Here is a 23,682-nt window from a genome sequence, read left to right as displayed (position 1 = left end):
CTAGACGGCGGGGGCACCGATCAGCATGGTCGGCGCCCCCGCGACCCGCGTCAGGAACACGGTGGCCGCCTTCGAACCCTGCCCCTTCGGCAGGGCCTTGCGGCGCAGTTCCTCCGGCTCGACGGCCGACCCGCGCTTCTTCACGGTGAGGATGCCGACCTCGCGCTCCCGCAGCAGCGCCTTCAACTTCTTGACATTGAAGGGCAGTTGGTCGGTGATCTCGTAGGCGGAGGCGTACGGGGTCTCATGCCGTTCGTCCGAGGTGACGTACGCGATGGTGGGGTCGATCAGTCCGCCGTTCAGCTCCTCGGCGACCTCGGCGACCAGGTGTGCGCGGATGACGGCGCCGTCGGGCTCGTACAAGTACCGTCCCACAGGGCGGACTTGAGGGTCCGGCAGCCCGGTGCCGAGCAGCGTGCGCGGTCCCGGCAGCAGCGTGGCGCGCACGGCGCCCGGCCGGGTCCCGAACCACAGCACCGCCTCCTTCACGTCCCCGCCGTCCGAGATCCACTCGGCCTCGGCGTCCCCGGGCACGGCCTCGTGGGGGATGCCGGGTGCCACCTTCAGCGCGGCGTGCGGAGCCGTGCGGGCGGCCTCGACGGCCCACGACAGGGGCGGCGAGTACGCCTCGGGGTCGAAGATCCGCCCACGTCCGCCCCGTCTGGCGGGGTCCACGAACACGGCGTCGTAGCCGTCCGTGCTCACCTGCGTGACATCGTCCTCCCGCACCTCGATCAGCTCGCCCAGCCCCAGCGCCCCGGCGTTCGCCCGGGCGGCGGCCGCCGTCAGCGGGTCCCGGTCCACGGCGAGGACGCGGATCCCCGCGCGGGCGAGCGCGATCGCGTCCCCGCCGATCCCGCAGCACAGGTCGGCGACGGACGTCACCCCGAGCGCCCGCAGCCGCTCCGCGCGATACGTGGCCACGCTCGCCCGCGTCGACTGCTCCACCCCGTTCGGCGTGAAGAACATCCGCTCCGCGTCCTCGGCGCCGAACTTGGCCACCGCCCGCTGCCGCAGCCGCGCCTGCCCGATCGCCGCCGACACCAGTTCGGCGGGGTGCGAGCGGCGCAGCCGGGTGGCGACGGCGAGTTCGTCGGCGGGGGCCGTGCCGCGCACCTCGTCGAGGAGGGCGCGGCCTTCGGGGGTGAGGAGGGGGGCGAGGTCGTTCACCGGGTCATTGTGGGCCAGTCGGTGGACGGCGCGCCGCGAGCCGCGGTGTCGGGCCGGTTTCAGCGCTCCGGCCTGCAAGGATCCGGCGCCATGCGAGCAGTAGGACAAAATGAAAAAAATCGGGCCCGCAGCGGCATGTGGGTCCGCGGCGGGATCGCCGCCCTCGCCGTCGCGGCCGTCGTCTCGGGCTGCGACTCGCCAGGCGGCCGCGAGGTCCGTCCGGCCGCCGGTCCGCAGCCGCTCCACGCACCCGCCGCCCGTGCTCTCGACTCGTACGCCACGAAGCTGCGGGCGGCGCACGCCGCCCGCGTCGCCGCGGCGAGACACTGGAGCCTGGCGAGGGTCCCGCTCACGGCTCCGCCGCCGCCCGCCCGGAAGCCGAGGATCACCGCCCGCAAGGGCTTCGAGGTGCAGGACCAGGAGGAACTGGGCCTCCCGCCCGTCTTCACGACGATCCCCACCCAGCAGAAGGTCGTCTTCCTGACCATCGACGACGGCGCCGAGAAGGACCCGGCGTTCCTGCGGATGATGAGCGATCTGAAGATCCCGTACACCGCCTTCCTCAGCGGCTTCCTGATCAAGGACGACTACGGCTACTTCAAGAAGATGCAGGACCAGGGCATCGTCCTGAACAACCACACCCTGACCCACCCCTACCTGCCCGCCCTGTCCTACCGGCAGCAGAGGCACGAGATCTGCGGCATGCAGGACGTGCTGGAGAAGCACTACGGCAAGCGCCCCCGCCTCTTCCGCCCGCCCTTCGGCAACTACAACCAGGACACCCTGCGCGCCGCCAAGTCCTGCGGCATCGAGTACGCGCCGATCTGGGACGAGGAGGTCTACGTCGACCACTGGGAGTACCGCGAGGACGACCAGGACCTGCACCCCGGCGACATCGTGCTCACCCACTTCCGCGGCCGCGACGAGTGGAAGGGCACGATGGTCGACGACATGCGCCGCTTCCTGAACCTGGTCACGGCCAAGGGCTACGCGGTGGCCCGCCTGGAGGACTACCTGTGAGGCCAAGGGTCCTGGCGGCCTCCGGGCTGGCACTCGCCCTGCTCACCGGCTGCGCCCAGTCCGTCGACCCCATCGAGCGGCTGAGCGAGAAGGCGGCCCAGCGGGTACGGCCGCACGAGCCGGCCGGCCCGGCCGAACGGGCGTACCGCCACTGGGGCCTCGCGGCCCCGCTGGCGCCCGCCCCGAAGCCGTCCCGCGCCTCACCGGCCCGGGCGGCGGGCCGGGGCCTGCCCCCGGTGGTGCACCGCGTCCGGACCCGCGACAAGGTCGTCTTCCTGACCTACGACGACGGGGCCGAGAAGGACCCGCGGTTCGTCGACATGGTCCGCGAACTGCGCCTGCCCGTCAGCGTGTTCCTCACCGACAGCGTCGTCGGACCGGGCTACGGCCACTTCGCCCGGCTCCGAGCGGTCGGCGCGAGCATCCAGAACCACACCCTCGACCACCCCGCCCTGCGCGGCCTGCCCTACGCCGGCCAGCGCGCCGAGATCTGCGGCCAGCAGGACAAGCTCCGCGGCCGCTTCGGCACCCGCCCCCGCCTCTTCCGCCCGCCCTACGGCACCTACGACACCACCACCCGCCGGGCGGCCGCCGACTGCGGCATCTCGGCCCTCGTCCTGTGGCGGGTGTCCATGACGGGCACCGGCGACCTGACGTACACCAAGGGTCCCGGCCACCTGCGCCCCGGCGACATCGTGGCCGTCGACCCGGACGAGGGCACCGGCCTGACCCTGCGCGAGCGAACGCTGCGGCTGCTGCGCCGGGTACAGGAGCGCGGGCTGACGGTGGGCCGCCTGGAGGACTACGTCTGACTTCCAGAGCGCCGGGTACGCATTTTCAGCCCGTCCGGCGCTTGAGGACGAGGCCCTCAAGGCCGACGATCCCCGCCGACGCGCCGCAGGCATTGGCACTCCGCTTGACCGAGTGCTAATCGCAGTCATAGTCTCGGCTCTGGCACTCCCCACTGGAGAGTGCCAACTACGCGACGGGCAGGTCCGGCACCCGCGACGACGGATCCACCTGGTCGCCACCTCAGACAGTTAACCCCGTGAGATCTCCGAAGGGGGAGGTCGGATCGTGACGACCACCAGCTCCAAGGTTGCCATCAAGCCGCTCGAGGACCGCATTGTGGTCCAGCCGCTCGACGCCGAGCAGACCACCGCCTCTGGCCTGGTCATCCCGGACACCGCCAAGGAGAAGCCCCAGGAGGGCGTCGTCCTGGCCGTGGGCCCGGGCCGTTTCGAGAACGGCGAGCGTCTTCCGCTCGACGTCAAGACCGGCGACATCGTGCTGTACAGCAAGTACGGCGGCACCGAGGTGAAGTACAACGGCGAGGAGTACCTCGTCCTCTCGGCTCGCGACGTGCTCGCGATCATCGAGAAGTAATTCATCTCGAACACATTGTTCTGAGCTGCGCCCCTGGCCCCCGCGACCTTTAACAAGCCGGGCGCCCGGGGCGCAGCGCATTTTCCACCCCCGAAATCCGAGAGGGCTCCCGCTGTCATGGCGAAGATCCTGAAGTTCGACGAGGACGCCCGTCGCGCCCTCGAGCGCGGCGTCAACAAGCTGGCCGACACGGTCAAGGTGACGATCGGCCCCAAGGGCCGCAACGTCGTCATCGACAAGAAGTTCGGCGCGCCCACCATCACCAACGACGGCGTCACCATCGCCCGTGAGGTCGAGGTCGAGGACCCGTTCGAGAACCTCGGCGCGCAGCTGGTGAAGGAGGTGGCGACCAAGACCAACGACATCGCGGGCGACGGCACCACCACCGCCACCGTGCTCGCCCAGGCGCTCGTGCGCGAGGGCCTGAGGAACGTCGCCGCGGGTGCTTCCCCGGCGCTGCTGAAGAAGGGCATCGACGCGGCCGTGGCCGCGGTCTCCGAGGAGCTCCTCGCGACCGCCCGCCCGATCGACGAGAAGTCCGACATCGCCGCCGTGGCCGGACTGTCCGCCCAGGACAGCCAGGTCGGCGAGCTCATCGCCGAGGCGATGGACAAGGTCGGCAAGGACGGTGTCATCACCGTCGAGGAGTCCAACACCTTCGGTCTGGAGCTGGACTTCACCGAGGGCATGGCCTTCGACAAGGGCTACCTGTCGCCGTACTTCGTGACGGACCAGGAGCGCATGGAGGCCGTCCTGGAGGACCCCTACATCCTCATCAACCAGGGCAAGATCGGCTCCATCGCCGACCTGCTGCCGCTGCTGGAGAAGGTCATCCAGGCCGGCTCCTCCAAGCCGCTGCTGATCATCGCCGAGGACGTCGAGGGCGAGGCCCTGTCGACCCTGGTGGTCAACAAGATCCGCGGCACCTTCAACGCCGTCGCGGTGAAGGCCCCCGGCTTCGGCGACCGCCGCAAGGCGATGCTGCAGGACATGGCCACCCTCACCGGTGCCACGGTCATCTCCGAGGAGGTCGGCCTCAAGCTCGACCAGGTCGGCCTGGACGTGCTGGGCTCCGCCCGCCGCATCACGGTCACCAAGGACGACACGACCATCGTGGACGGCGCCGGTGACTCCGCCGACGTCCAGGGCCGTATCTCCCAGATCAAGGCCGAGATCGAGAACACGGACTCCGACTGGGACCGCGAGAAGCTCCAGGAGCGCCTCGCGAAGCTGGCCGGCGGCGTGTGCGTGATCAAGGTCGGCGCCGCCACCGAGGTGGAGCTGAAGGAGAAGAAGCACCGTCTGGAGGACGCCATCTCCGCGACCCGCGCCGCGGTCGAGGAGGGCATCGTCTCCGGTGGTGGCTCCGCGCTGGTCCACGCCGCCAAGGTCCTCGAGGGCAGCCTCGGCAAGACCGGCGACGAGGCCACCGGTGTCGCCGTCGTCCGCCGCGCGGTCGTCGAGCCGCTGCGCTGGATCGCCGAGAACGCCGGCCTGGAGGGCTACGTCATCACCTCCAAGGTCGCCGAGCTCGAGAAGGGCCAGGGCTTCAACGCCGCCACCGGCGAGTACGGCGACCTGGTCAAGGCCGGCGTCATCGACCCGGTCAAGGTCACCCGCTCCGCCCTGGAGAACGCCGCCTCCATCGCCTCCCTCCTGCTCACGACCGAGACCCTGGTCGTCGAGAAGAAGGAAGAGGAGGAGCCGGCCGCCGCGGGCCACGGCCACGCCCACTGACAACGGTCAGTACGAAGGCCCGGTACCGCTTCGGTGCCGGGCCTTCGCCCTTCCCTACTTCTCCAGCCCTTCCAGCGCCCCCAGCTGCGCCATCAGCCCGAGCCGGTCGTACTGCCACCACCCCTCGACGATCTTGCCGTGGTCGCCGAACCGGAAGATGGTCGTGCCGGTCATGACCACGTTCCGCCCGGTGGACGGAAGGCCCATGAACTCGCCCTTGTGCAGAGCGTTCAGGGTCCAGCGCGTGCACACGCGGTCGTCGTCGCAGATCTGGTCCTCGATCGTGAAGTCGAGGTCGAAGCCGCCCCGCCACATCTCGACGTCGCGCCGCATGGCATCCATCCCGATGGAGTCCTGCTCCTTGGCGGGATCGTGGTCGTGGTAATTCTCGGCGAACAGGTCGTCGAGCGGCGGCAGCTCTCCCCTGATGGCCACCGTCTCGAAGAACCGCCGCGCGGTGGTCGCGTACAGCTGCTCGTCCCGTACGACGTCGAGATCCGTGAAGGTGGGCATCTCGTCGCACAGGGCGACCATCTCCCGGAAGATCTTGTCGGTCTCCGGCAGGCTGGAGTTCCGCATCGCCTCCTCGTACGACGGGAACTCCACGATCTCGACGAAGTGCGACGCGTCCGAGTGGTCCTTCCCGACCACCGCGTGCGTCGCCGTCCGCCTGCCCCTGGTCTGCTCGACCCATGTGTCCATCAGCCGGTTGATGTCGTCGAACCGGCTGGTCCTGCAGTCGATGATCTGAACGAAGGTCATGGTTGCCTCCGGTCCCTCGGGGTCCGGTTGAACAGCACCATTTTCCCACCTGGGCGCCCTCGCGCCTCCCCACCGGAGGGCTACTGCGGTCCGTACTTCCGCCCGGTCCGCGAGGTGATCCCGCCCAGCAGGCCGCGCGGCGTCACCTTCACCAGGCCCATCAGCGCCTTGTAGCGCGGGTCCGGAATGGACAGCGACTTCCCGCGCGCCAGATCGTGCAGCGCCGCCGCCACCAGCTTGTCCGCGTCGAGCCACATCCAGTTCGGGATGTTGTCGGTCCCCATGCCGGCCCGCTGGTGGAACTCCGTCCGCACGAACCCCGGGCACAGCGCCATCAGCCGCACGCCGCTGCCCGCCAGATCGCGTGCCGCGCCCTGCGTGAACTGCACGACCCACGCCTTGGAGGCGCCGTAGGTGCCACGCGGCACGAAGGCGGCCACGGACGCGACGTTGACGACCCCGCCGCGGCCGCGCTCCCGCATCGCCTCGGTCGCCGCCGCCGTGAGCCGGAGCACCGCCTCGCAGTGGACCTTGAGCATGGTCAGCTCGTCGGCCATCGACACGTCGAGGAAGTGGCCCTTGTTGCCGAAGCCGGCGTTGTTGATCAGCAGGTCGACGGGGTTTCTGCGGTCGGACACGCGCGCGGCCACGGCCTCGATGCCGTCGTCCGTGGCGAGGTCCGCCGTGAGGACCTCCGCCTCGATGCCGTGCCGGTCGTGCAGTTCGGTCGCCTGCTCCTGGAGCCGCTTGGTGTCGCGCGCGACGAGAACCAGGTTGTGCCCGTCGGCCGCCAGCCGACGCGCGAACGCGGCACCGATGCCCGCGGTCGATCCCGTAATCAGAGCCGTTGTCATGGACCAAGGGTAGTGACCAGGACCGACAGCCTCATCCGCGCGGGACGGCGTACGGCGCCTCGATTCTGACGACGTGTCAGCCGCCGTTCCGCGCCACGTACTTGAGGGCCAGCGCCAGCGCCTCCGAGTGCAGCGCGGGTCCGGCCGCGAGCAGACGCGGCAGCAGCTCACGCTCCGTGGTGACCGCGCGGAACTGCAGCGCGGCCGTCACCCCGTGGTCCGGCCGGTGCACGATCTCGACCGGATCGCCGGCCTGGATCTCACCCGCTTCGACGACCCGCAGATAGGCGCCGGTCACGCCCTTCCGGGTGAACCTCTTCACCCAGCCCCGCTCGCCCATATGGCCCTGGAACGTGCGGCACGGGATGCGCCCCGAGGTCACCTCCAGGACGACCTGCGAGCCGATCCGCCAGCGCTCGCCGATCAGCGCGTGGGACACGTCCAGTCCGCCGGTCGTGAGGTTCTCGCCGAAGCAGCCGTCGGCCAGCGGCCGGCCCAGTTCGCGCTCCCAGTCGTCGAGGTCCTCGCGCGCGTAGGCGTACACCGCCTGTTCGTCCCCGCCGTGGTGGCGGGTGTCGCACACCGCGTCCCCGCCGAGCCCGCTCGCCCCGGTCCCCTTGGGGCCCGGCGCCGCGACCCGCACCGGCCCGTCCGCCGGCTGCTTGCCGATGCCGGTCAGGCCCTGCGGCTGGTCCGTGTACGGCACGGGACGGGCGCGGCCGACGTTCACAGACAGAAGCTTCATGCCCGGAGACGTTAGGCGAAGGGGCACCAAAGCGTCGACGCATTATCAGGTGCCGTATCAAAGGATCTCTTATCCTTGGTTCTGTGATCGAAGCCCGTCATCTGCGTGTCCTGCGTGCCGTCGCCGCCACCGGCTCCTTCTCGGCGGCGGGGCGCGAACTCGGCTGCACCCAGCCCGCCGTGAGCCAGCAGATGAAGGCCCTGGAGTCGTCCGTGGGCACCCCGCTGCTCGTGCGCAGCGGTCGCGAGATGCGGCTGACCCAGGCCGGCGAGGCCCTGGTCCGGCACGCCAACGGCATCCTCGCCGGACTCACCGCCGCCGAGGAGGAGGTCGCGGCCATCGCCGGGCTGCGCGCGGGACGCGTCCGGCTCGTCTCCTTCCCCAGCGGCAGCTCCACCCTCGTCCCCACCGCCCTCGCCGCCCTGCGCGCCGCGCACCCCGGCACCCGCGTCTCGCTCGAGGAGGCGGAACCCCCCGCCTCCGTCGAACTGCTGCGCGAGGGCGACTGCGACGTGGCACTGGCCTTCCGCTACGAGGGCGCGGCGGGCGCGGAGGAATGGGACGACCTGGTCGTACGGCCGCTGCTGAGCGACCGCCTCGTCGGGCTCGTGCCGGAGCGGCACCGGCTCGCGGGGGCCGGCTCGGTGGCTATCGGCGACCTCGCGCGCGAGCCGTGGATCGCCGGATGCCCGCGCTGCCGCGGGCAGTTGGTGGAGGTGTGCGAGGGTGCCGGCTTCACCCCGCGCATCGACTTCGCCACCGACGACTATCCGGCGGTGGTCGGCCTGGTCGGCGCGGGCCTCGGTGTCGCCGTACTGCCGCAGCTCGCCATCGAGTCCGTACGGCCTCGGCGCGCGCGCGTGCTGGAACTCCGGCCGGCGGTGCGCCGGGAGATCGTGGCGCTGACCCTGCCCGACCTCGCCCAGGTACCCGCGGTCGCGGCGACCCTGGAGCACCTCGCGCGCGCGGCCGCCCGCCAGAAAAAATGATGGGCACGCGGCGCGTGCCCATCACGGAGTGGGAGAAACGTTCCTTCAAGTGTTCGATGCGCTGTCCCCACCAGCCGCTACGACCAGCCGGTTTCGCGCGCGTCCCATGAGTTCTTCGCGCTCGTCCTCGGTCAGGCCACCCCACACGCCGTACGGCTCTCTCACCGCGAGCGCGTGCGCCGCGCACTGCGCGCGCACGGGGCACCTCATGCAGACCTCCTTGGCCGAGTTCTCGCGAGCGCTCCGGGCCGCACCGCGCTCACCCTCCGGGTGAAAAAAGAGGGAGCTGTCCACCCCACGACAGGCGGCCAGAAGCTGCCAGTCCCAAAGGTCCGCGTTCGGTCCGGGAAGGCGGGAGAAATCTGCCATTACGTGACCCCTTGTAGCCGTTCTGGGCGGATACGTGCCAACGACCGTACATCTATGATCTAAGGAGATGAAAATATGACTCATTGCGAATCTAGCCTCAGACACCACTAGGTGGGAAGAAAAGGGGTCTAAATGGGGCATGGGTTGTGATGAAACATTGAGGGTCCGCGCCGCATGTCTCCACCGTGTCCGGGCCCTCACGTAGAGTGCCGAAGATGGCACACGGCCCCGTAACTCTTTCGAGTGACCGTCGTTGAGAGGGCGGAGGCGGTTGAAACAACAAGTGCTCGGGCAGGCGTCCGAGACGGTCGACCGCACAGGTGACGATTTCGTACCAGCCTGGAGGCTCAAGGTGACGCGCATCAGCTGCGGAGGGCGGCCATGACATCCGTCCTCGTCTGCGACGACTCCCCGCTTGCCCGAGAGGCGCTCCGTCGCGCGGTCGCAACCGTGCCCGGCGTCGAGCGTGTGACGACCGCGGCCAACGGCGAGGAAGTCCTCCGCCGCTGGGGCGCGGACCGCTCGGACCTGATTCTGATGGATGTGCGCATGCCCGGCCTGGGCGGCGTGGAGACCGTGCGGCGGCTGCTGTCCGCCGACCCCGGTGCGCGCATCATCATGCTGACCGTCGCCGAGGACCTGGACGGCGTGGCCCTCGCGGTCGCCGCGGGTGCCCGCGGCTATCTGCACAAGGACGCCTCGCGCGCGGAGTTGCGCGCGACCGTCACCCAGGCGCTCGCCGACCCGACCTGGCGACTGGCCCCGCGCCGGCTGCGCTCCGCCGAGATGGGCGCCGCGCCCACGCTCACCGCGCGTGAGATCCAGGTGCTCGAGGGCATGAGCCACGGCCGGTCCAACGCGGAGATCGGCCGCGAGCTGTTCCTCTCCGAGGACACCGTCAAGACGCACGCCCGGCGGCTGTTCAAGAAGCTCGGCGCCTCGGACCGGGCACACGCGGTGGCGCTCGGTTTCCGCTGGGGCCTGGTCCGTTAGGGCCTTGTGTGTGTCGTAGCGGGGGTTCGGAGAATCCCCGCCTACCGCACGGTGGGCGGGGGTGGCAAAACGACCCGCCGGGTGCCCGCTGCTCGTTTCGGCGCGGATGCCGCATCCTTGAGGTGTGGAGTCTCTCGGGGACGAGTCGGTCGAGCGGAAGAGGAGGGCGCAAGGGATGAGTTCCGGCGCACCTGCTCATAACGCTTCGGTGCACAACATCGAGCGCGGTGCCACGGACCGTGTGGCCGCAAGGCACCATGGACCGATGCGCGACGACGAGGCGGCCAATGCCGCAGGGGCGATCGGTGCGCTCGTCCATCGCGCCGTCGACGGGGACGAACAGGCGACACACGACCTGCTCGCCCATGTCCACCCCCTTGCGCTGCGCTACTGCCGCACGCGTCTGTCCCGCCTGCCGGGCGACGCCCGGCACTTCGTGGAGGACCTCGCGCAGGAAGTCTGCGTCGCCGTCCTGCTCGCGCTGCCGCGCTACAAGGACACCGGCCGCCCCTTCGAGGCGTTCGTCTTCGCGATCGCCGCGCACAAGGTCGCGGACCTCCAGCGGGCGGCGATGCGGCACCCCGGGTCGACGGTGCTGCCGTCGGACGAGATGCCGGAGCGGCCCGACGACTCACTCGGTCCGGAGGAGCGCGCGCTGCTCAGCAGCGACGCCGAATGGGCCAAGAAACTCCTGGCCAACCTCCCCGAGAACCAGCGCGAACTGCTCCTGCTGCGCATCGCGGTGGGCCTCACGGCCGAGGAGACGGGTCAGATGTTGGGAATGTCACCCGGAGCGGTGCGGGTCGCGCAGCACCGGGCACTGAGTCGGCTCAGGGCGCTCGCGGAGCAGTGACGCCCCTGTGTTGAGCGCCTGCTTTGAACAGGCGCCTCAACGATTCCGTACGAACATACGAAGCCCGGGGCCATGCGGAACCGTGGAATTTGAGAGGCACGCTTCCCGTTAGCATGGACATCCGCACCGATCAAGGCCATTTGGGGAAGGTGTCATGACTGCGAACGTCGACGGAGTGCCCGGAAAATTCGCGACACTCGGGCTGACCTACGACGACGTGCTGCTGCTGCCGGGCGCATCCGAGGTGCTGCCCAACGCGGTCGACACCTCGTCCCGCATCTCCCGCAACGTCCGGGTCAACATCCCGCTGCTCTCGGCGGCGATGGACAAGGTGACCGAGTCCCGCATGGCGATCGCGATGGCCCGCCTGGGCGGCGTCGGCGTCCTGCACCGCAACCTGTCGGTCGAGGACCAGGTCAACCAGGTCGACCTGGTCAAGCGGTCCGAGTCCGGCATGGTCACCGACCCCATCACGGTGCACCCCGAGGCGACGCTCGCGGAGGCGGACGCCCTGTGCGCCAAGTTCCGGATCAGCGGTGTGCCCGTGACCGACCCGGCCGGCAAGCTGCTCGGCATCGTCACCAACCGCGACATGGCCTTCGAGACCGACCGCAGCCGTCAGGTGCGCGACGTCATGACGCCCATGCCGCTGGTCACCGGCAAGGTCGGCATCTCCGGTGTCGACGCCATGGAGCTGCTGCGCAAGCACAAGATCGAGAAGCTGCCGCTGGTCGACGGCGAGGGCATCCTCAAGGGCCTGATCACCGTCAAGGACTTCGTCAAGGCCGAGAAGTACCCGAACGCCGCCAAGGACGCGGAGGGCCGGCTGCTCGTCGGTGCCGCCGTGGGCGCCAGCCCCGAGGCCCTGGAGCGGGCCCAGGCGCTGGCTGGGGCGGGCGTGGACTTCCTGGTCGTCGACACCTCGCACGGCCACAACAGCAACGCCCTCAGCTGGATGGCGAAGATCAAGTCGAGCGTCTCGGTCGACGTGATCGGCGGCAACGTCGCCACGCGTGACGGCGCGCAGGCGCTGATCGACGCCGGCGTCGACGGCATCAAGGTGGGCGTGGGCCCCGGTTCGATCTGCACCACGCGCGTGGTCGCCGGCATCGGCGTTCCGCAGGTCACCGCCATCTACGAGGCGTCCCTCGCCGCCCGCCCCGCGGGCATCCCCCTGATCGGCGACGGCGGCCTGCAGTACTCCGGCGACATCGGCAAGGCGCTCGCCGCCGGTGCCGACACCGTCATGCTGGGCAGCCTGCTCGCGGGCTGCGAGGAGTCGCCCGGCGAGCTGCTCTTCATCAACGGCAAGCAGTTCAAGTCCTACCGCGGCATGGGCTCGCTCGGCGCGATGCAGTCCCGCGGCCAGGGGAAGTCCTTCTCGAAGGACCGCTACTTCCAGGCCGAGGTCGCCTCCGACGACAAGCTCGTGCCCGAGGGCGTCGAGGGCCAGGTGCCCTACCGCGGCCCGCTGGCCAACGTCCTGCACCAGCTCGTCGGCGGTCTGCGTCAGACCATGGGCTACGTGGGCGCGGCCACCATCGAGGAGATGGAGTCCAAGGGCCGCTTCGTCCGGATCACCTCGGCGGGCCTCAAGGAGAGCCACCCGCACGACATCCAGATGACGGTCGAGGCGCCGAACTACAGCAGGCAGTGACGCGCACGCGCGCGTAGCGGACGCACTGGGCGGTCCCGGAACACTCCGGGGCCGCCCTTGTCGTACCCGTCGGCGATACTGGAAGACGCTGCAACGCATCAGGGAAAGGCCACAGACGTGACTGAGATCGAGATCGGGCGCGGCAAGCGCGGCCGCCGGGCGTACGCCTTCGACGACATCGCCGTCGTCCCCAGCCGCCGTACGCGGGACCCGAAGGAGGTCTCGATCGCCTGGCAGATCGATGCCTACCGCTTCGAGCTGCCGTTCCTGGCCGCTCCCATGGACTCGGTCGTCTCGCCGGCCACCGCGATCCGCATCGGCGAGCTCGGCGGCCTCGGTGTGCTCAACCTCGAGGGCCTGTGGACGCGGTACGAGGACCCGCAGCCGCTGCTCGACGAGATCGCCGGGCTGCCCGCGGAGGCCGCGACCCGCCGTATCCAGGAGATCTACACGGCTCCCATCAAGGAGGAGCTGATCGGCCAGCGCATCAAGGAGGTGCGCGACTCCGGTGTGGTCACGGCGGCCGCGCTCTCCCCGCAGCGCACGGCGCAGTTTTCCAAGGCGGTCGTGGACGCGGGCGTGGACATCTTCGTCATCCGCGGCACGACTGTGTCGGCGGAGCACGTCTCCGGCTCGCACGAGCCGCTGAACCTGAAGCAGTTCATCTACGAGCTCGACGTCCCGGTGATCGTCGGCGGCTGTGCCACCTACACCGCGGCGCTGCACCTCATGCGCACGGGCGCGGCGGGCGTGCTCGTCGGCTTCGGCGGCGGCGCGGCGCACACCACGCGCAACGTCCTGGGCATCCAGGTCCCGATGGCCACGGCGGTCGCGGACGTGGCCGCGGCCCGCCGCGACTACATGGACGAGTCCGGCGGCCGGTACGTGCACGTGATCGCCGACGGCGGTGTCGGCTGGTCCGGCGACCTCCCGAAGGCGATCGCCTGCGGCGCCGACTCGGTGATGATGGGCTCCCCGCTGGCCCGCGCGACGGATGCACCGGGTCGCGGCCACCACTGGGGCATGGAGGCCGTCAACGAGGAGCTGCCGCGCGGCAAGAAGGTCGACCTGGGCACCGTCGGCACGATCGAGGAGGTCCTGACGGGCCCCTCGCACACCCCCGACGGTTCCATGAACTTCTTCGGCGCCCTGCGCCGCGCGATGGCCACGACCGGCTACAGCGAGCTCAAGGAGTTCCAGCGCGTCGAGGTCACGGTGGCGGACTCGCAGCACAAGCGGTGACGCGTACGGCGTGAAGGGGGCCGGTCACCTGGTGGGGTGACCGGCCCCCTTCCTGTCCCGCATGCCACCGGCCCCCGGGGCTCGCCCACCCGCGCGCCCCTCTTCACAACCGGTGCGCCACCCCGGTGGGTGCGGCGCCGCGGGTGTCCAGCAGGAGTTGTGCCTTCACCGACAGGCCCTGCAGGTCGTATGTCCGGTGCTGCTGGAGAAGGATCGTCAGGTCGGCGTCGGCCGCGGCCTCGTAGAGGGAGTCGGCGCGGGGGACCGGGCGGTCGAGGACGTTCCAGGACGGGACGTGCGGGTCGTGGTAGCTGACGGAGGCGCCGAGTTCCATCAGGCGGACGGCGATCTCCTGGGCGGGGGTGCCCTGTTGGTCGGCGAGGTCGGGCTTGTACGTGACGCCGAGGAGGAGAACGCGGGCCCCCCGGGCCGACTTGCCGTGCTCGTTGAGGAGGGTCGCCGCGCGCCGGACGACGTAACGGGGCATCTGGCTGTTGACCTGCTGGGCCAGTTCGACCATGCGCAGGGTGCGTCCGGCGTGGCCGGTCAGGTCCTGGGGGACGGCGTGCCCGCCGACACCGGGACCGGGCCGGAAGGCCTCGAAGCCGAACGGCTTGGTCTCCGCGCAGCGGATGACGTCCCACAGGTCGACGCCCAGGCCGTGGCAGAGGACGGCCATCTCGTTGACGAGCGCGATGTTGACGTGCCGGAAGTTGGTCTCCAGGAGCTGCACGGTCTCCGCCTCGCGCAGACCACGCGCGCGTACCACCTTGTCGGTGAGGCGGCCGTAGAACGCGGCCGCCGACTCGGTGCACGCGGGCGTGAGGCCGCCGATCACCTTGGGGATGTTGGCCGGGGTGAAGTCGCGGTTGCCGGGATCCACCCGACTGGGGGAGTAGGCGAGGTGGAAGTCGCGGCCCGCGCGCAGCCCGGAGCCCTGTTCCAGGACCGGGCGCAGAAACTCCTCGGTCGTTCCGGGGGGTACGGGCGACTCCAGGATCACCGTGGTGTGCGGGCGCAGGTGCGCGGCCAGCGTGCGCGCGGCGGCCTCCACCTGGCCGAGGTCGAGGCCCCCGTCCGCGCCGCGGGGCGTCGGCGCGCAGATGACCGCGGTGCGGACCCGGCCGAGCTCGGCGGGGGCGGTGGCGTGCTTGAAGCCCCCCGAAAACATGCGGCGCAGTTCCGCGGGGCTGAGGGAACCGGGTTCGGGACCGGTCCGGTAGCCGAGCGTGGGGATGCCGGCGGCGACGGCCGCCTGGGCCAGGGGCAGGCCGAACGGGCCGAGTCCGATGACGGCGAGATCTGCGGGCATGGCGTGGACCGTCCTTCCCAGTAACCGAAGCGGGACAGGTGCGCAAGCCCTGTGGACAGGACAGGTGAAGCGCAATGTCACACTAGGAGTAAATATGACCGTCTTGCGGTATTGGCCGACCGCGTTTTCCGCAGGTCCTGGGAATGTTGTCCACAGGCTGGGGGCGAGTGGTGGCTGAACTCGGGCAACACGGTCAGAATTTTGGGCATGGGGGATAGGAAACGGGCTTCGCCCGACGGGTGCGGCCGGCGCTATCGATAGCGGGAGGCAGCAGTGAGGACAGCGACACTGGGGCCGGCGCAGCGCGCCGAGTCACTGGCCGGAATGGCCGAGCGCGAGCTGGACGTGCTGGTCGTGGGCGGTGGCGTGGTCGGTGCGGGAACCGCCCTCGACGCCGTGACACGCGGTCTGTCCACCGGCCTGGTCGAAGCCCGGGACTGGGCCTCGGGCACCTCCAGCAGGTCCAGCAAGCTGGTCCACGGCGGACTGCGCTATCTGGAGATGCTCGACTTCGCGCTCGTACGGGAGGCGCTGAAGGAGCGCGGGCTTCTGCTGGAGCGGCTGGCCCCGCACCTGGTGAAGCCGGTGCCGTTCCTCTACCCGCTGCAGCACAAGGGCTGGGAGCGGCTGTACGCGGGCTCGGGCGTCGCGCTCTACGACGCCATGTCGATGGCCCGCGGACACGGCCGCGGTCTGCCCCTGCACCGTCACCTGACCCGCCGTCACGCCCTGCGCGTGGCTCCGGCCTTGAAGAAGGACGCGCTGGTCGGGGCCCTGCAGTACTACGACGCCCAGATGGACGACGCGCGTTACGTGGCCACACTGGTGCGCACTGCGGCGTCCTATGGCGCGAAGGTCGCCAACCGCGCGCGCGTGACGGGGTTCATCCGCGAGGGCGAACGGGTCGTCGGCGCGCGCGTGCGGGACGTCGAGGCGGGCGGGGAGTACGAGGTCCACGCCAAGCAGGTCGTCAACGCGACGGGCGTGTGGACCGACGACACCCAGGCCATGGTGGGTGAGCGCGGGCAGTTCCACGTCCGGGCGTCCAAGGGCATCCACCTGGTCGTACCGAAGGACCGCATCAGCTCCTCGTCCGGGCTGATCCTGCGCACGGAGAAGTCCGTGCTCTTCGTCATCCCCTGGGGCCGGCACTGGATCGTCGGCACGACGGACACCGACTGGGACCTCGACAAGGCGCATCCCGCCGCGTCCAGCGCGGACATCGACTACCTGCTGGAGCATGTGAACTCGGTCCTCGCGGTGCCGCTGACGCGGGACGACGTGCAGGGGGTGTACGCGGGTCTGCGCCCGCTGCTGGCCGGCGAGTCGGACGCCACCAGCAAGCTGTCGCGCGAGCACACCGTGGCGCATCCGGCGCCCGGCCTGGTCGTGGTGGCGGGCGGCAAGTACACGACATACCGGGTGATGGCCAAGGACGCGGTGGACGAGGCGGTGCACGGCCTCGACATGCGGGTCGCCGAGTGCGTGACGGAGGACGTGCCGCTGCTGGGCGCCGAGGGCTACCGGGCGCTGTGGAACGCCCGGGCGCGGATCGCGGCACGGACCGGCCTGCACGTGGTGCGCGTGGAGCATCTGCTGAATCGGTACGGCGCGATGGCGGAGGAGGTCCTCGACCTCATCGGCACCGACTCGTCCCTCGGTGAGCCCCTCCAGGCCGCCGACGACTATCTGCGCGCCGAAATCGTCTACGCCGCCTCGCACGAGGGCGCCCGGCATCTGGACGACGCGCTGACCCGGCGCACCCGCATCTCCATCGAGACCTTCGACCGGGGCACGCGCAGCGCGCGGGAAGCGGCCGAACTCATGGCACCGGTGCTCGGCTGGGACAAGGACCAGATCGAGCGCGAGGTCGAGCACTACGAGAAGCGGGTGGAGGCAGAGCGGGAGTCGCAGCGGCAGCCCGACGACCTCACGGCGGACGCGGCGCGGCTGGGGGCGCCGGACATCGTGCCGCTGTAAGGCCCCGCTTCGGCTGTAGGTCCTCGCTCGGTTGTAAGTCCCCCCTGTGATCGAGGGCCTGACCTCGTATTACCTGACGAGTCACCCGAAGTGTCACCCGAACGAGTGTCAGGATTCGGGATCTTCGTTCGGAACCCGGTCGTTCTACTGAATGCGGGGGCAGAACTCGGCATCGAGCAGCCGGGGTTCGAGACCGGGATCCGCGATCCCCGCCGTGTTCACCCGGAAGGTGAGGACACGACGGCCGTCGGCGGTGGCTGCGGCGCGCACGTAGCTGCCGAGGATGCGTCCGTTGTGTCCCCACACCGTGGTGCCGCACGGCAGCTTCACGGGAAACAGGCCCATGCCGTACGAGCCGTGTGCGGTACGGGTGTCGAGCATCTCGCGCAGCCAGCGCGAGGGCAGCAGTTCGCCGTCGAGCAGGGCCGAGTAGAAGCGGTCCAGATCGGCGAGCGTGGTCACCAGCTCGCCCGCGGCCCCGGCCACCCGCGGGTCGAGTTCGGTGACGTCGGCTCCGCCGGCGGTGTAGGCGCGGCCGTGCGGGGAGGGCAGAGAGGTGCGCGAGCCAGGAAAGGAGGTGCCCGTCAGACCCAGCGGAGCGATGATGCGCCGCTCGGCCTCGGCGGCGTAGGAGCGGCCGGTGACCTGCTGGACGACCAGGCCGAGCAGGACGTAGTTGGTGTTCGAGTACGAGAAGCGGCCGCGGTGGGCCGGGGGGTGGGTGAGTGCGATGCGTACGGCCTGAAGCGGAGTGACGGGGGTGACGCCCCTGGTGTCCCGGGTGAAGTCGTACAGGCCGCTGGTGTGGGTGAGCAGGGCCCGCAGCGTCAGCGCCCGGCCGTCGTTGCCCGCTCCGCGCACCAGCCCGGGCAGGTGCCGCTCGACGGTGTCGGACAGGGAGAGCCGGTGCTGTGCGGCCAGTTGCAGGACGACGGTGGCGACGAAGGTCTTGGTGATGCTGCCGGCGCGGAAGTGGTCGGCGCGGGCGATGCCGCGACCCGCCCGGGCGTAGCGGGTGCCGGACTGCTCCTGGGCCAGAAGGGCCGCGGCGGGCGCTCCACCCCGTGTGACCAGCAGCGGAAGGACCGCATTCGCGGCGGGGGACCGGGGGGCCGGAAGGCCGCTGGGGAGGAGGGCGAGCAGGGCCAGGGACACAGGTACGGCCAGTAGTGTCCGAAGCGGCGCCATCGCGGCTCCTCCCTTGTCACGGCCCATCATGCAGGGTGGCGGAATCCGCGGTTCAGGGGGGTCTTGAGGGCGCAAATCCCCCGTACGGCACCACTGGCACCCTGGGCACTGGGCACTTGTCGGGTGAGGGACAATGGAGGCTCTGTCAGGGCGGGTTGCATGAGGGGACGCATGTCGGAGGCGGAGCGGGCGGGGTCATCTCGTCAGGAGACTCGTCAGGACAACCGTGATCGTCTACTCGCCGGGCGCTACCGGCTGGGGAGGGTGCTCGGCCGCGGCGGCATGGGCACGGTGTGGCGGGCCGAGGACGAGACCCTGGGCCGGACGGTCGCCGTCAAGGAGCTGCGGTTCCCGTCGAACATCGACGAGGACGAGAAGCGCCGGCTGATCACGCGGACGCTGCGCGAGGCCAAGGCGATCGCGCGGATCCGCAACAACAGCGCGGTGACGGTCTTCGACGTGGTCGACGAGGACGACCGGCCGTGGATCGTGATGGAGCTCGTCGAGGGCAAGTCGCTCGCCGAGGTCATCCGGGAGGACGGCCTGCTCGAGCCGAAGCGGGCTGCCGAGGTCGGGCTGGCCGTTCTCGACGTGCTGCGTTCGGCGCACCGCGAGGGCATCCTGCACCGTGACGTGAAGCCGTCCAACGTCCTGCTGGAGTCCGACACCGGCCGGGTGGTGCTCACCGACTTCGGTATCGCCCAGGTCGAGGGCGACCCGTCCATCACCTCGACCGGCATGCTCGTCGGAGCGCCCTCCTACATCTCCCCCGAGCGGGCCCGCGGGCACAAGCCGGGCCCCGCGGCCGACCTGTGGTCGCTCGGCGGACTGCTGTACGCGGCGGTCGAGGGCCTGCCGCCGTACGACAAGGGCTCGGCCATAGCGACTCTGACCGCGGTGATGACGGAGCCGCTGGAGGAGCCGAAGAACGCGGGGCCGCTGAAGGACGTCATCTACGGTCTGCTGACCAAGGATCCGGCCCAGCGGCTCGACGACGCGGGTGCGCGGGCCATGCTCAACGCGGTGATCCACGCGCCCGAGCGGAAGGACGAGCCGGAGCCGCCGGCCGACGCGACCAAGGTCGTGCCGTTGCCGACGCAGCCCGACGGTCCCGAGGGCGGGCGGAGTTCGGGCGGCTCCGGGGGCAAGCGGGGCGAGGAGGCGGCGGAGAAGCTGCGCGGGGCGCTGCGCTCCGTGCGCAAGGCCGCCACGGCGGCGGGAGCGGCGGCCGGTTCGGCGGCTGCGGCGCGCGGCAAGTCCGGTGGCGCTGAAGCCGGTTCGGGTTCCGGTGACGCGTCCGCGGGGGCGGCCGGGTCCAGCGCTCCCACGGCTCCCACCGCTCCGTTGCCGCCGGTGCCTCCCGCGTCCGCGTCTGCCGCGTCTGCCGCGTCGCCGTCTTCGGCGCCGTCGGCACCGGGGCGGGACTCGGGTTCCCCGGCCTCTTCCGGGACCACGGGTGCATCGGCTGCGGCGCGCGCGGCGGACTCCGCGGGCACCGAGAGTGGGGCGCATGGGGCGAACACGCCGTCCGGTGGGCGCAGTTCGGGGTGGCCGGTCGTGCCGCCGCCGGATCTGCCGCCGCGGCCCGTGCCCCGGGCGCCGCTCAGTGACGTGGTGCCGAAGCGGACACTGGTGATCATCGCGGTCGTGGCCGTGCTGGCCGTGCTCGGGACCGTGCTGGCGCTCACGCTCGGCGGGGGCGGCGGCAAGGACTCCAACGGCGCGAAGAGCGGCGGCGGGAAGGCCGCGGCGAGTGCGTCCGCCCGTGCCAGTACCAAGGAGGACGCGAGCGGCGGGACCCATAAGGACAAGGACGGCGGCGCCGCGCAGTCCGGTGCGGCCTCGCCGTCGGCCGGCGCGCCGGGTGACAGCCCGACCGCGACCGGCGGCAGCGCGGCTGACGGGTCGTCCGGGGGCGGTGGCGCGGCGGAGTCGACGCACAAGGGGAGCCAGGGCTACTCGATCGGGCTGCCCAAGGGATGGAAGTACGAGTCCACCGGCGCCGCCGGGGACCGGTTCACCGGGCCCGACGGGCAGAAGCTGCTCATCGCCTGGACGTCCACGCCCAAGGGCGACCCCGTGGCCGACTGGAAGAACCAGGAACGCTACATGGTGCGCTCGGGGTACCAGAAGATCCGGATAGAGAAGGTGGATTACCGCGGCTGGAACGCGGCCGACTGGGAATTCACCTATGTGGACGGCGGCACGAAGTACCGGACCATAGACCGGGGATTCGTCGTCAACGACCATCTCGGATATGCACTGATGTACACCGCTAAAGCGGCCAATTGGGGCAGTGAACTCCGTAAGGACACATGGAAGACGCTCGCGAAGACGTTCGAACCGAAGTCGTGATGTGACCGGCCCCGCGTTTGAGCCGTGAGATCTGGCATCCCCTCTTTGCGGGTTGCCTCCGGCACGTATCGTGAGTGCTTGCGGACCGTACGCATCCGAGTATCGGTTCGGAACGGCGCGCAAGGCGAACGGAATTGACCGACCGGGCTGCCGGGGGAGGCAACGTGGACGACTATGCGGGTCGGGTGCTCGCCGACCGCTACCGCCTGCCGTTGCCGCCCGCCGACGAGTACGAACTCACCGACACCCGCGCCTTCGACACCTACAGCGGGCAGGAAGTCCTGGTCAGGCAGATTCCGTTGCCGGAGGTCGTCGAGGCCGAGGTGATCGACGCCGACGGCCTGCCCGACGGCTTCACGGCTCGTGGTCCCCGGGATCGGGGAGCCCGGTCCCAGACACGCGCCGGGACGCGGCGGCCCACCGATCCGGCCGTACGGCGTGCGATGGAGGCCGCGCAGGCCGCGGCGCGGATTCCCGACCATCCACGGCTCGACCAGGTCTTCGACGTGTTCGCCGAGGGCGGTTCGCTGTGGATCGTCAGCGAGTTGGTGGAGGCCCGCCCGCTGGCGGCGCTGCTCGCCGAGAAGCCGCTGACGCCGTATCGCGCGGCCGAGGTGGCGTCCGACGTCCTCATGGCGCTGCGCGTGCTGCACGCCCACGGCTGGGTGCACCGGAACATCACGGCCAAGACGGTGCTCGTCTGCGACGACGGACGGGTGATGCTGACCGGGCTCGCGGTCGGTGCGGCGGAAGAGGCGCTGTGCGGGTACGACCCGGTGCCGGCTGCGGAGAGTGACGAGGACGGCGGGTTCGGAGCCGCGCCCGGCCCCTCCTCGGGTTCGGCCGGGTCCCGTGCGTCCGGCGGCCTGGAGCTGCCGGGCGGTCAGGTCGTCCCGAGTCCCCAGGGCGGTCCCGGTGGCGATCCCGAGGCCGCTCGGCGGGCGGCGATCGCGGCACGGGCGGCCGGGGGACTGGCCCCCGCAGGGGCGGACACGGCGCAAGCAGCGGGGGCGACCGGTGCCCTCGCTCCCAAGGCCATCGAGAGCGGCGGGGACATCCGGGCCGCGCGGGCGGGTGCGATCGCGGCGTACCGGGCGGGCGCCCGGGCCGCGGCCAGGGTGCAGCAGGCGCAGCAGGGTCAGCGGGCGGCGCTGCCGGGTGCCCGTTCCGCGCCCGAGGGCGGCCCCGCGTCCCAGGCCAACGGCTCGGCGCAGACGCACGCTTCCGGTGACCCCGCGCCCGCGCCTCCGGGACAGATAGCCGACCCCTACGGCGTGGGCGGCGCCTCCTGGCACGGCGCCGCGCCCCGCCCCGGCGCCAATGGAGCGGCAGGCCCCGCGAGCGGCCAGGGCGGACGCACGGCACTTCCGCCCGGAGGCACGGAGGCCGGTGGCGCGGAGCCTGGCGGCATGATGGCCGGCGGCACGGAGGCGGGTGGCTCGCCCCTCGACGGCGCCGTCGAAGCCGGCGGTGCTTACGGAGCCACCTGGCCCGGAGCCGCCTCGCCCGGAGCCACCGCCCCCGGAGCCCCCGCGCCCGGCCTGGACACCGCGCCCGCGGCGGGAGTTCCGATGCCCGTCGGCCCCGGCGCGCACGCCCTGCCCGGCGCGGCCCCGGCACCGCTGCCGCCCGGCACGACGCCCCCGAGCCGGTGGGACGACCTCGTGGCCGGCAGCCCCGCGTCCCGTGGTCCCGCCACTCCGCTCGCCGCGGAGCGGGCGCGGCAGGCGCGGATGGCCGTCGTGGGGCCGGTGACCGAGCGCTGGGCACCCGAGCAGGCCGGACCGGTGCACGAGAACTGGCAGTTGGCGCCGCCCATCGGACCCGCGACCGACCTGTGGGCGCTGGGCGCGCTGCTCTTCAGGGCCGTACAGGGACACGGGCCCTACCCCGAGGAGTCGACGGCCGAGCTGGTGCAGATGGTGTGCGCCGAGCCGCCCGCCTTCGCCGAGGAGTGCGGGCCGCTGAGGCCGGTCGTGGAGTCGCTGCTGCGTCAGGACCCCACCGAGCGGCTGGACTTCGAGGAGCTGCGCGGCTGGCTGCGGTCGCTCGTGCGGTCCGCGCCCGAGCCGGACGCCGGCGTGCACGTCATAGCGGCACCGCCGACCGACACCAGCCGGCTGCCCGTCGTACGGCGGCGGGGCGAGCTGGTGCGCAGGCGGCGCGCCCAGCTTCCCGCGACCAGCCCGCACGGCCGGCACAAGCGGGCCAAGCGGGAGGTGAAATCGCCGCGCAGGCTGGGCCGTACGCTGCTTCTGCTGGTCCTGCTCCTGCTGGCCGCGGCGATCGCGTACGCCGTGCTCTTCATGCCGAAGGCCAAAGACACCGGCGCGGCGGGCGACCGCACCGGCAGCGCGGGGGAGGTCGGCCCGGCCCCCACGCAGTCGGAGCAGGGCGCGAGCAGTCAGCCGCGGCCCGACCAGACCTCGCCCACGTCCGGGAACAGCTCCGGTGCCTCCAAGTCGGCCGGTGCGACGGAGAGTCAGACCACCGGCCCCGATCTCCCGGGCGGCTTCACCCTCCGCAAGGACCCCGACGGCTTCCGGATCGCCGTGGCCAAGGGCTGGTCGCGGGTCCCGAAGAACGCGTGGAACCAAGTCGTGTACACGCACGGCGACTTCGAGCTGATCGTGGTCAAGGGGCGCGACGGCGCGGTCACCTACGGCAAGGACCCGATGGCCTACCAGCGGGACACGGAGCACGAGTTGCAGCCGTACCGCAGCTCCAGCTGGGCCACCGCGACCGGGTTGCGCACCGTCACCGTGGGCACGCGGACCTCGGCCGAGGGGCAGTTCACCTGGACCGACGGCAGCGGACGCGACCTGTACGTGCGCAACATCGCGATGCTCATCGACGGGCGCTACCACATCGTGCAGGTGCGCGGGCCCGAGTCCCAGCGGGACGAGGTGACGAAGCTGTACGAGCAGGCCTCGGCCACGTATCAGGTGACTGACTGAACTCATCTGTGAAGGCTCCGTGAAGGGCCCGGATGGTTGCGCCATACGCACGGAAGCGACAACCGTCACAGTGCGGTCTCCTTGGTACCCCCCTGGTTCCGTGTTGGCGACCC

Annotated in this window: 19 protein-coding genes; 12 read left to right on the top strand and 7 right to left on the bottom strand. The window is 71.2% G+C overall.

The genetic code is table 11. The annotated features are described in order from the left end of the window. Positions 1-1,278, bottom strand: a complete 1,278-nt coding sequence (locus tag ACIBN2_RS39810; RefSeq protein WP_399142097.1) for a methyltransferase domain-containing protein — start codon at positions 1,276-1,278, stop codon at positions 1-3. On the opposite strand from ACIBN2_RS39810, the gene ACIBN2_RS39805 reads away from it, so the two are divergent. The 4 genes from ACIBN2_RS39805 to groL all read left to right on the top strand — a co-directional run bounded on the left by ACIBN2_RS39805 (position 1,261) and on the right by groL (position 5,313). Then, positions 1,261-2,190, top strand: coding sequence for a polysaccharide deacetylase family protein (locus tag ACIBN2_RS39805; RefSeq protein ID WP_399142095.1), 930 nt, complete (start codon positions 1,261-1,263; stop codon positions 2,188-2,190). The genes ACIBN2_RS39810 and ACIBN2_RS39805 overlap by 18 nt on opposite strands. Next, positions 2,187-3,002 carry a polysaccharide deacetylase family protein gene (locus tag ACIBN2_RS39800; RefSeq protein ID WP_399142093.1) on the top strand — a complete coding sequence of 272 codons (816 nt, stop codon included), beginning with the start codon at positions 2,187-2,189 and terminating at the stop codon, positions 3,000-3,002. The genes ACIBN2_RS39805 and ACIBN2_RS39800 overlap by 4 nt, the downstream gene beginning before the upstream one ends. A gap of 265 nt (positions 3,003-3,267) precedes the next feature. Further along, positions 3,268-3,576 carry a co-chaperone GroES gene (gene groES, locus ACIBN2_RS39795; RefSeq protein ID WP_003998759.1) on the top strand — a complete coding sequence of 103 codons (309 nt, stop codon included), beginning with the start codon at positions 3,268-3,270 and terminating at the stop codon, positions 3,574-3,576. Between the two features lie 117 nt (positions 3,577-3,693). After that, on the top strand, positions 3,694-5,313 hold the full coding sequence (groL, locus tag ACIBN2_RS39790) for a chaperonin GroEL (protein ID WP_399142092.1): 1,620 nt from the start codon (positions 3,694-3,696) through the stop codon (positions 5,311-5,313). Positions 5,314-5,367: 54 nt separating this feature from the next. Here groL and ACIBN2_RS39785 read toward each other — a convergent pair whose 3' ends face one another. The 3 genes from ACIBN2_RS39785 to ACIBN2_RS39775 form a co-directional block, all read right to left on the bottom strand. Then, a complete protein-coding gene (locus ACIBN2_RS39785; protein WP_399142090.1) occupies positions 5,368-6,075 on the bottom strand; it encodes an ester cyclase in 708 nt (235 codons plus the stop codon). Between the two features lie 80 nt (positions 6,076-6,155). Further along, the gene (locus ACIBN2_RS39780) at positions 6,156-6,929 is read right to left on the bottom strand and encodes an SDR family NAD(P)-dependent oxidoreductase (RefSeq protein WP_399142088.1); all 774 of its coding nucleotides are present in this window, start codon (positions 6,927-6,929) and stop codon (positions 6,156-6,158) included. A 76-nt stretch (positions 6,930-7,005) separates the two neighbouring features. Continuing rightward, the gene (locus tag ACIBN2_RS39775) at positions 7,006-7,674 is read right to left on the bottom strand and encodes an MOSC domain-containing protein (protein ID WP_399142086.1); all 669 of its coding nucleotides are present in this window, start codon (positions 7,672-7,674) and stop codon (positions 7,006-7,008) included. 83 nt (positions 7,675-7,757) lie between these two features. On the opposite strand from ACIBN2_RS39775, the gene ACIBN2_RS39770 reads away from it, so the two are divergent. Beyond that, positions 7,758-8,663: a LysR family transcriptional regulator gene (locus tag ACIBN2_RS39770; protein WP_399142085.1), complete on the top strand. Its 906-nt coding sequence runs from the start codon at positions 7,758-7,760 to the stop codon at positions 8,661-8,663. A gap of 45 nt (positions 8,664-8,708) precedes the next feature. Here ACIBN2_RS39770 and ACIBN2_RS39765 read toward each other — a convergent pair whose 3' ends face one another. Further along, on the bottom strand, positions 8,709-9,032 hold the full coding sequence (locus ACIBN2_RS39765; RefSeq protein WP_384252330.1) for a WhiB family transcriptional regulator: 324 nt from the start codon (positions 9,030-9,032) through the stop codon (positions 8,709-8,711). A gap of 381 nt (positions 9,033-9,413) precedes the next feature. Between ACIBN2_RS39765 and ACIBN2_RS39760 the strand changes: the two genes are divergently transcribed. The 4 genes from ACIBN2_RS39760 (at position 9,414) to ACIBN2_RS39745 (ending at position 13,777) form a co-directional block, all read left to right on the top strand. Next, on the top strand, positions 9,414-10,025 hold the full coding sequence (locus tag ACIBN2_RS39760) for a response regulator transcription factor (protein WP_003948568.1): 612 nt from the start codon (positions 9,414-9,416) through the stop codon (positions 10,023-10,025). 265 nt (positions 10,026-10,290) lie between these two features. Then, positions 10,291-10,878: a sigma-70 family RNA polymerase sigma factor gene (locus ACIBN2_RS39755; RefSeq protein WP_399142083.1), complete on the top strand. Its 588-nt coding sequence runs from the start codon at positions 10,291-10,293 to the stop codon at positions 10,876-10,878. A gap of 154 nt (positions 10,879-11,032) precedes the next feature. Next, positions 11,033-12,535, top strand: coding sequence for an IMP dehydrogenase (guaB, locus tag ACIBN2_RS39750; RefSeq protein ID WP_399142081.1), 1,503 nt, complete (start codon positions 11,033-11,035; stop codon positions 12,533-12,535). Positions 12,536-12,652: 117 nt separating this feature from the next. Next, the gene (locus ACIBN2_RS39745) at positions 12,653-13,777 is read left to right on the top strand and encodes a GuaB3 family IMP dehydrogenase-related protein (RefSeq protein WP_399142080.1); all 1,125 of its coding nucleotides are present in this window, start codon (positions 12,653-12,655) and stop codon (positions 13,775-13,777) included. A gap of 103 nt (positions 13,778-13,880) precedes the next feature. On the opposite strand, the gene ACIBN2_RS39740 is transcribed toward ACIBN2_RS39745, so the two are convergent. Next, positions 13,881-15,089: a nucleotide sugar dehydrogenase gene (locus tag ACIBN2_RS39740; RefSeq protein WP_399142078.1), complete on the bottom strand. Its 1,209-nt coding sequence runs from the start codon at positions 15,087-15,089 to the stop codon at positions 13,881-13,883. Between the two features lie 273 nt (positions 15,090-15,362). On the opposite strand from ACIBN2_RS39740, the gene ACIBN2_RS39735 reads away from it, so the two are divergent. Further along, entirely contained in the window at positions 15,363-17,069 is a 1,707-nt protein-coding gene (locus ACIBN2_RS39735) for a glycerol-3-phosphate dehydrogenase/oxidase (protein WP_399142076.1), read from the top strand. 144 nt (positions 17,070-17,213) lie between these two features. On the opposite strand, the gene ACIBN2_RS39730 is transcribed toward ACIBN2_RS39735, so the two are convergent. Further along, the gene (locus ACIBN2_RS39730; RefSeq protein ID WP_399142075.1) at positions 17,214-18,257 is read right to left on the bottom strand and encodes a serine hydrolase domain-containing protein; all 1,044 of its coding nucleotides are present in this window, start codon (positions 18,255-18,257) and stop codon (positions 17,214-17,216) included. A 171-nt stretch (positions 18,258-18,428) separates the two neighbouring features. Here ACIBN2_RS39730 and ACIBN2_RS39725 point away from each other — a divergent pair, with 171 nt between their 5' ends. Beyond that, positions 18,429-20,612, top strand: coding sequence for a serine/threonine-protein kinase (locus ACIBN2_RS39725; protein ID WP_399142169.1), 2,184 nt, complete (start codon positions 18,429-18,431; stop codon positions 20,610-20,612). Positions 20,613-20,776: 164 nt separating this feature from the next. After that, a complete protein-coding gene (locus tag ACIBN2_RS39720; protein WP_399142074.1) occupies positions 20,777-23,569 on the top strand; it encodes a protein kinase in 2,793 nt (930 codons plus the stop codon). Positions 23,570-23,682: the final 113 nt, after the last annotated feature.

The sequence above is a fragment of the Streptomyces sp. NPDC050534 genome (assembly GCF_044457745.1).
Lineage (GTDB): Bacteria > Actinomycetota > Actinomycetes > Streptomycetales > Streptomycetaceae > Streptomyces.
The sequence above is the reverse complement of the archived record's forward strand: the minus strand, read 5'-3'. Positions and strand labels throughout refer to the sequence as shown.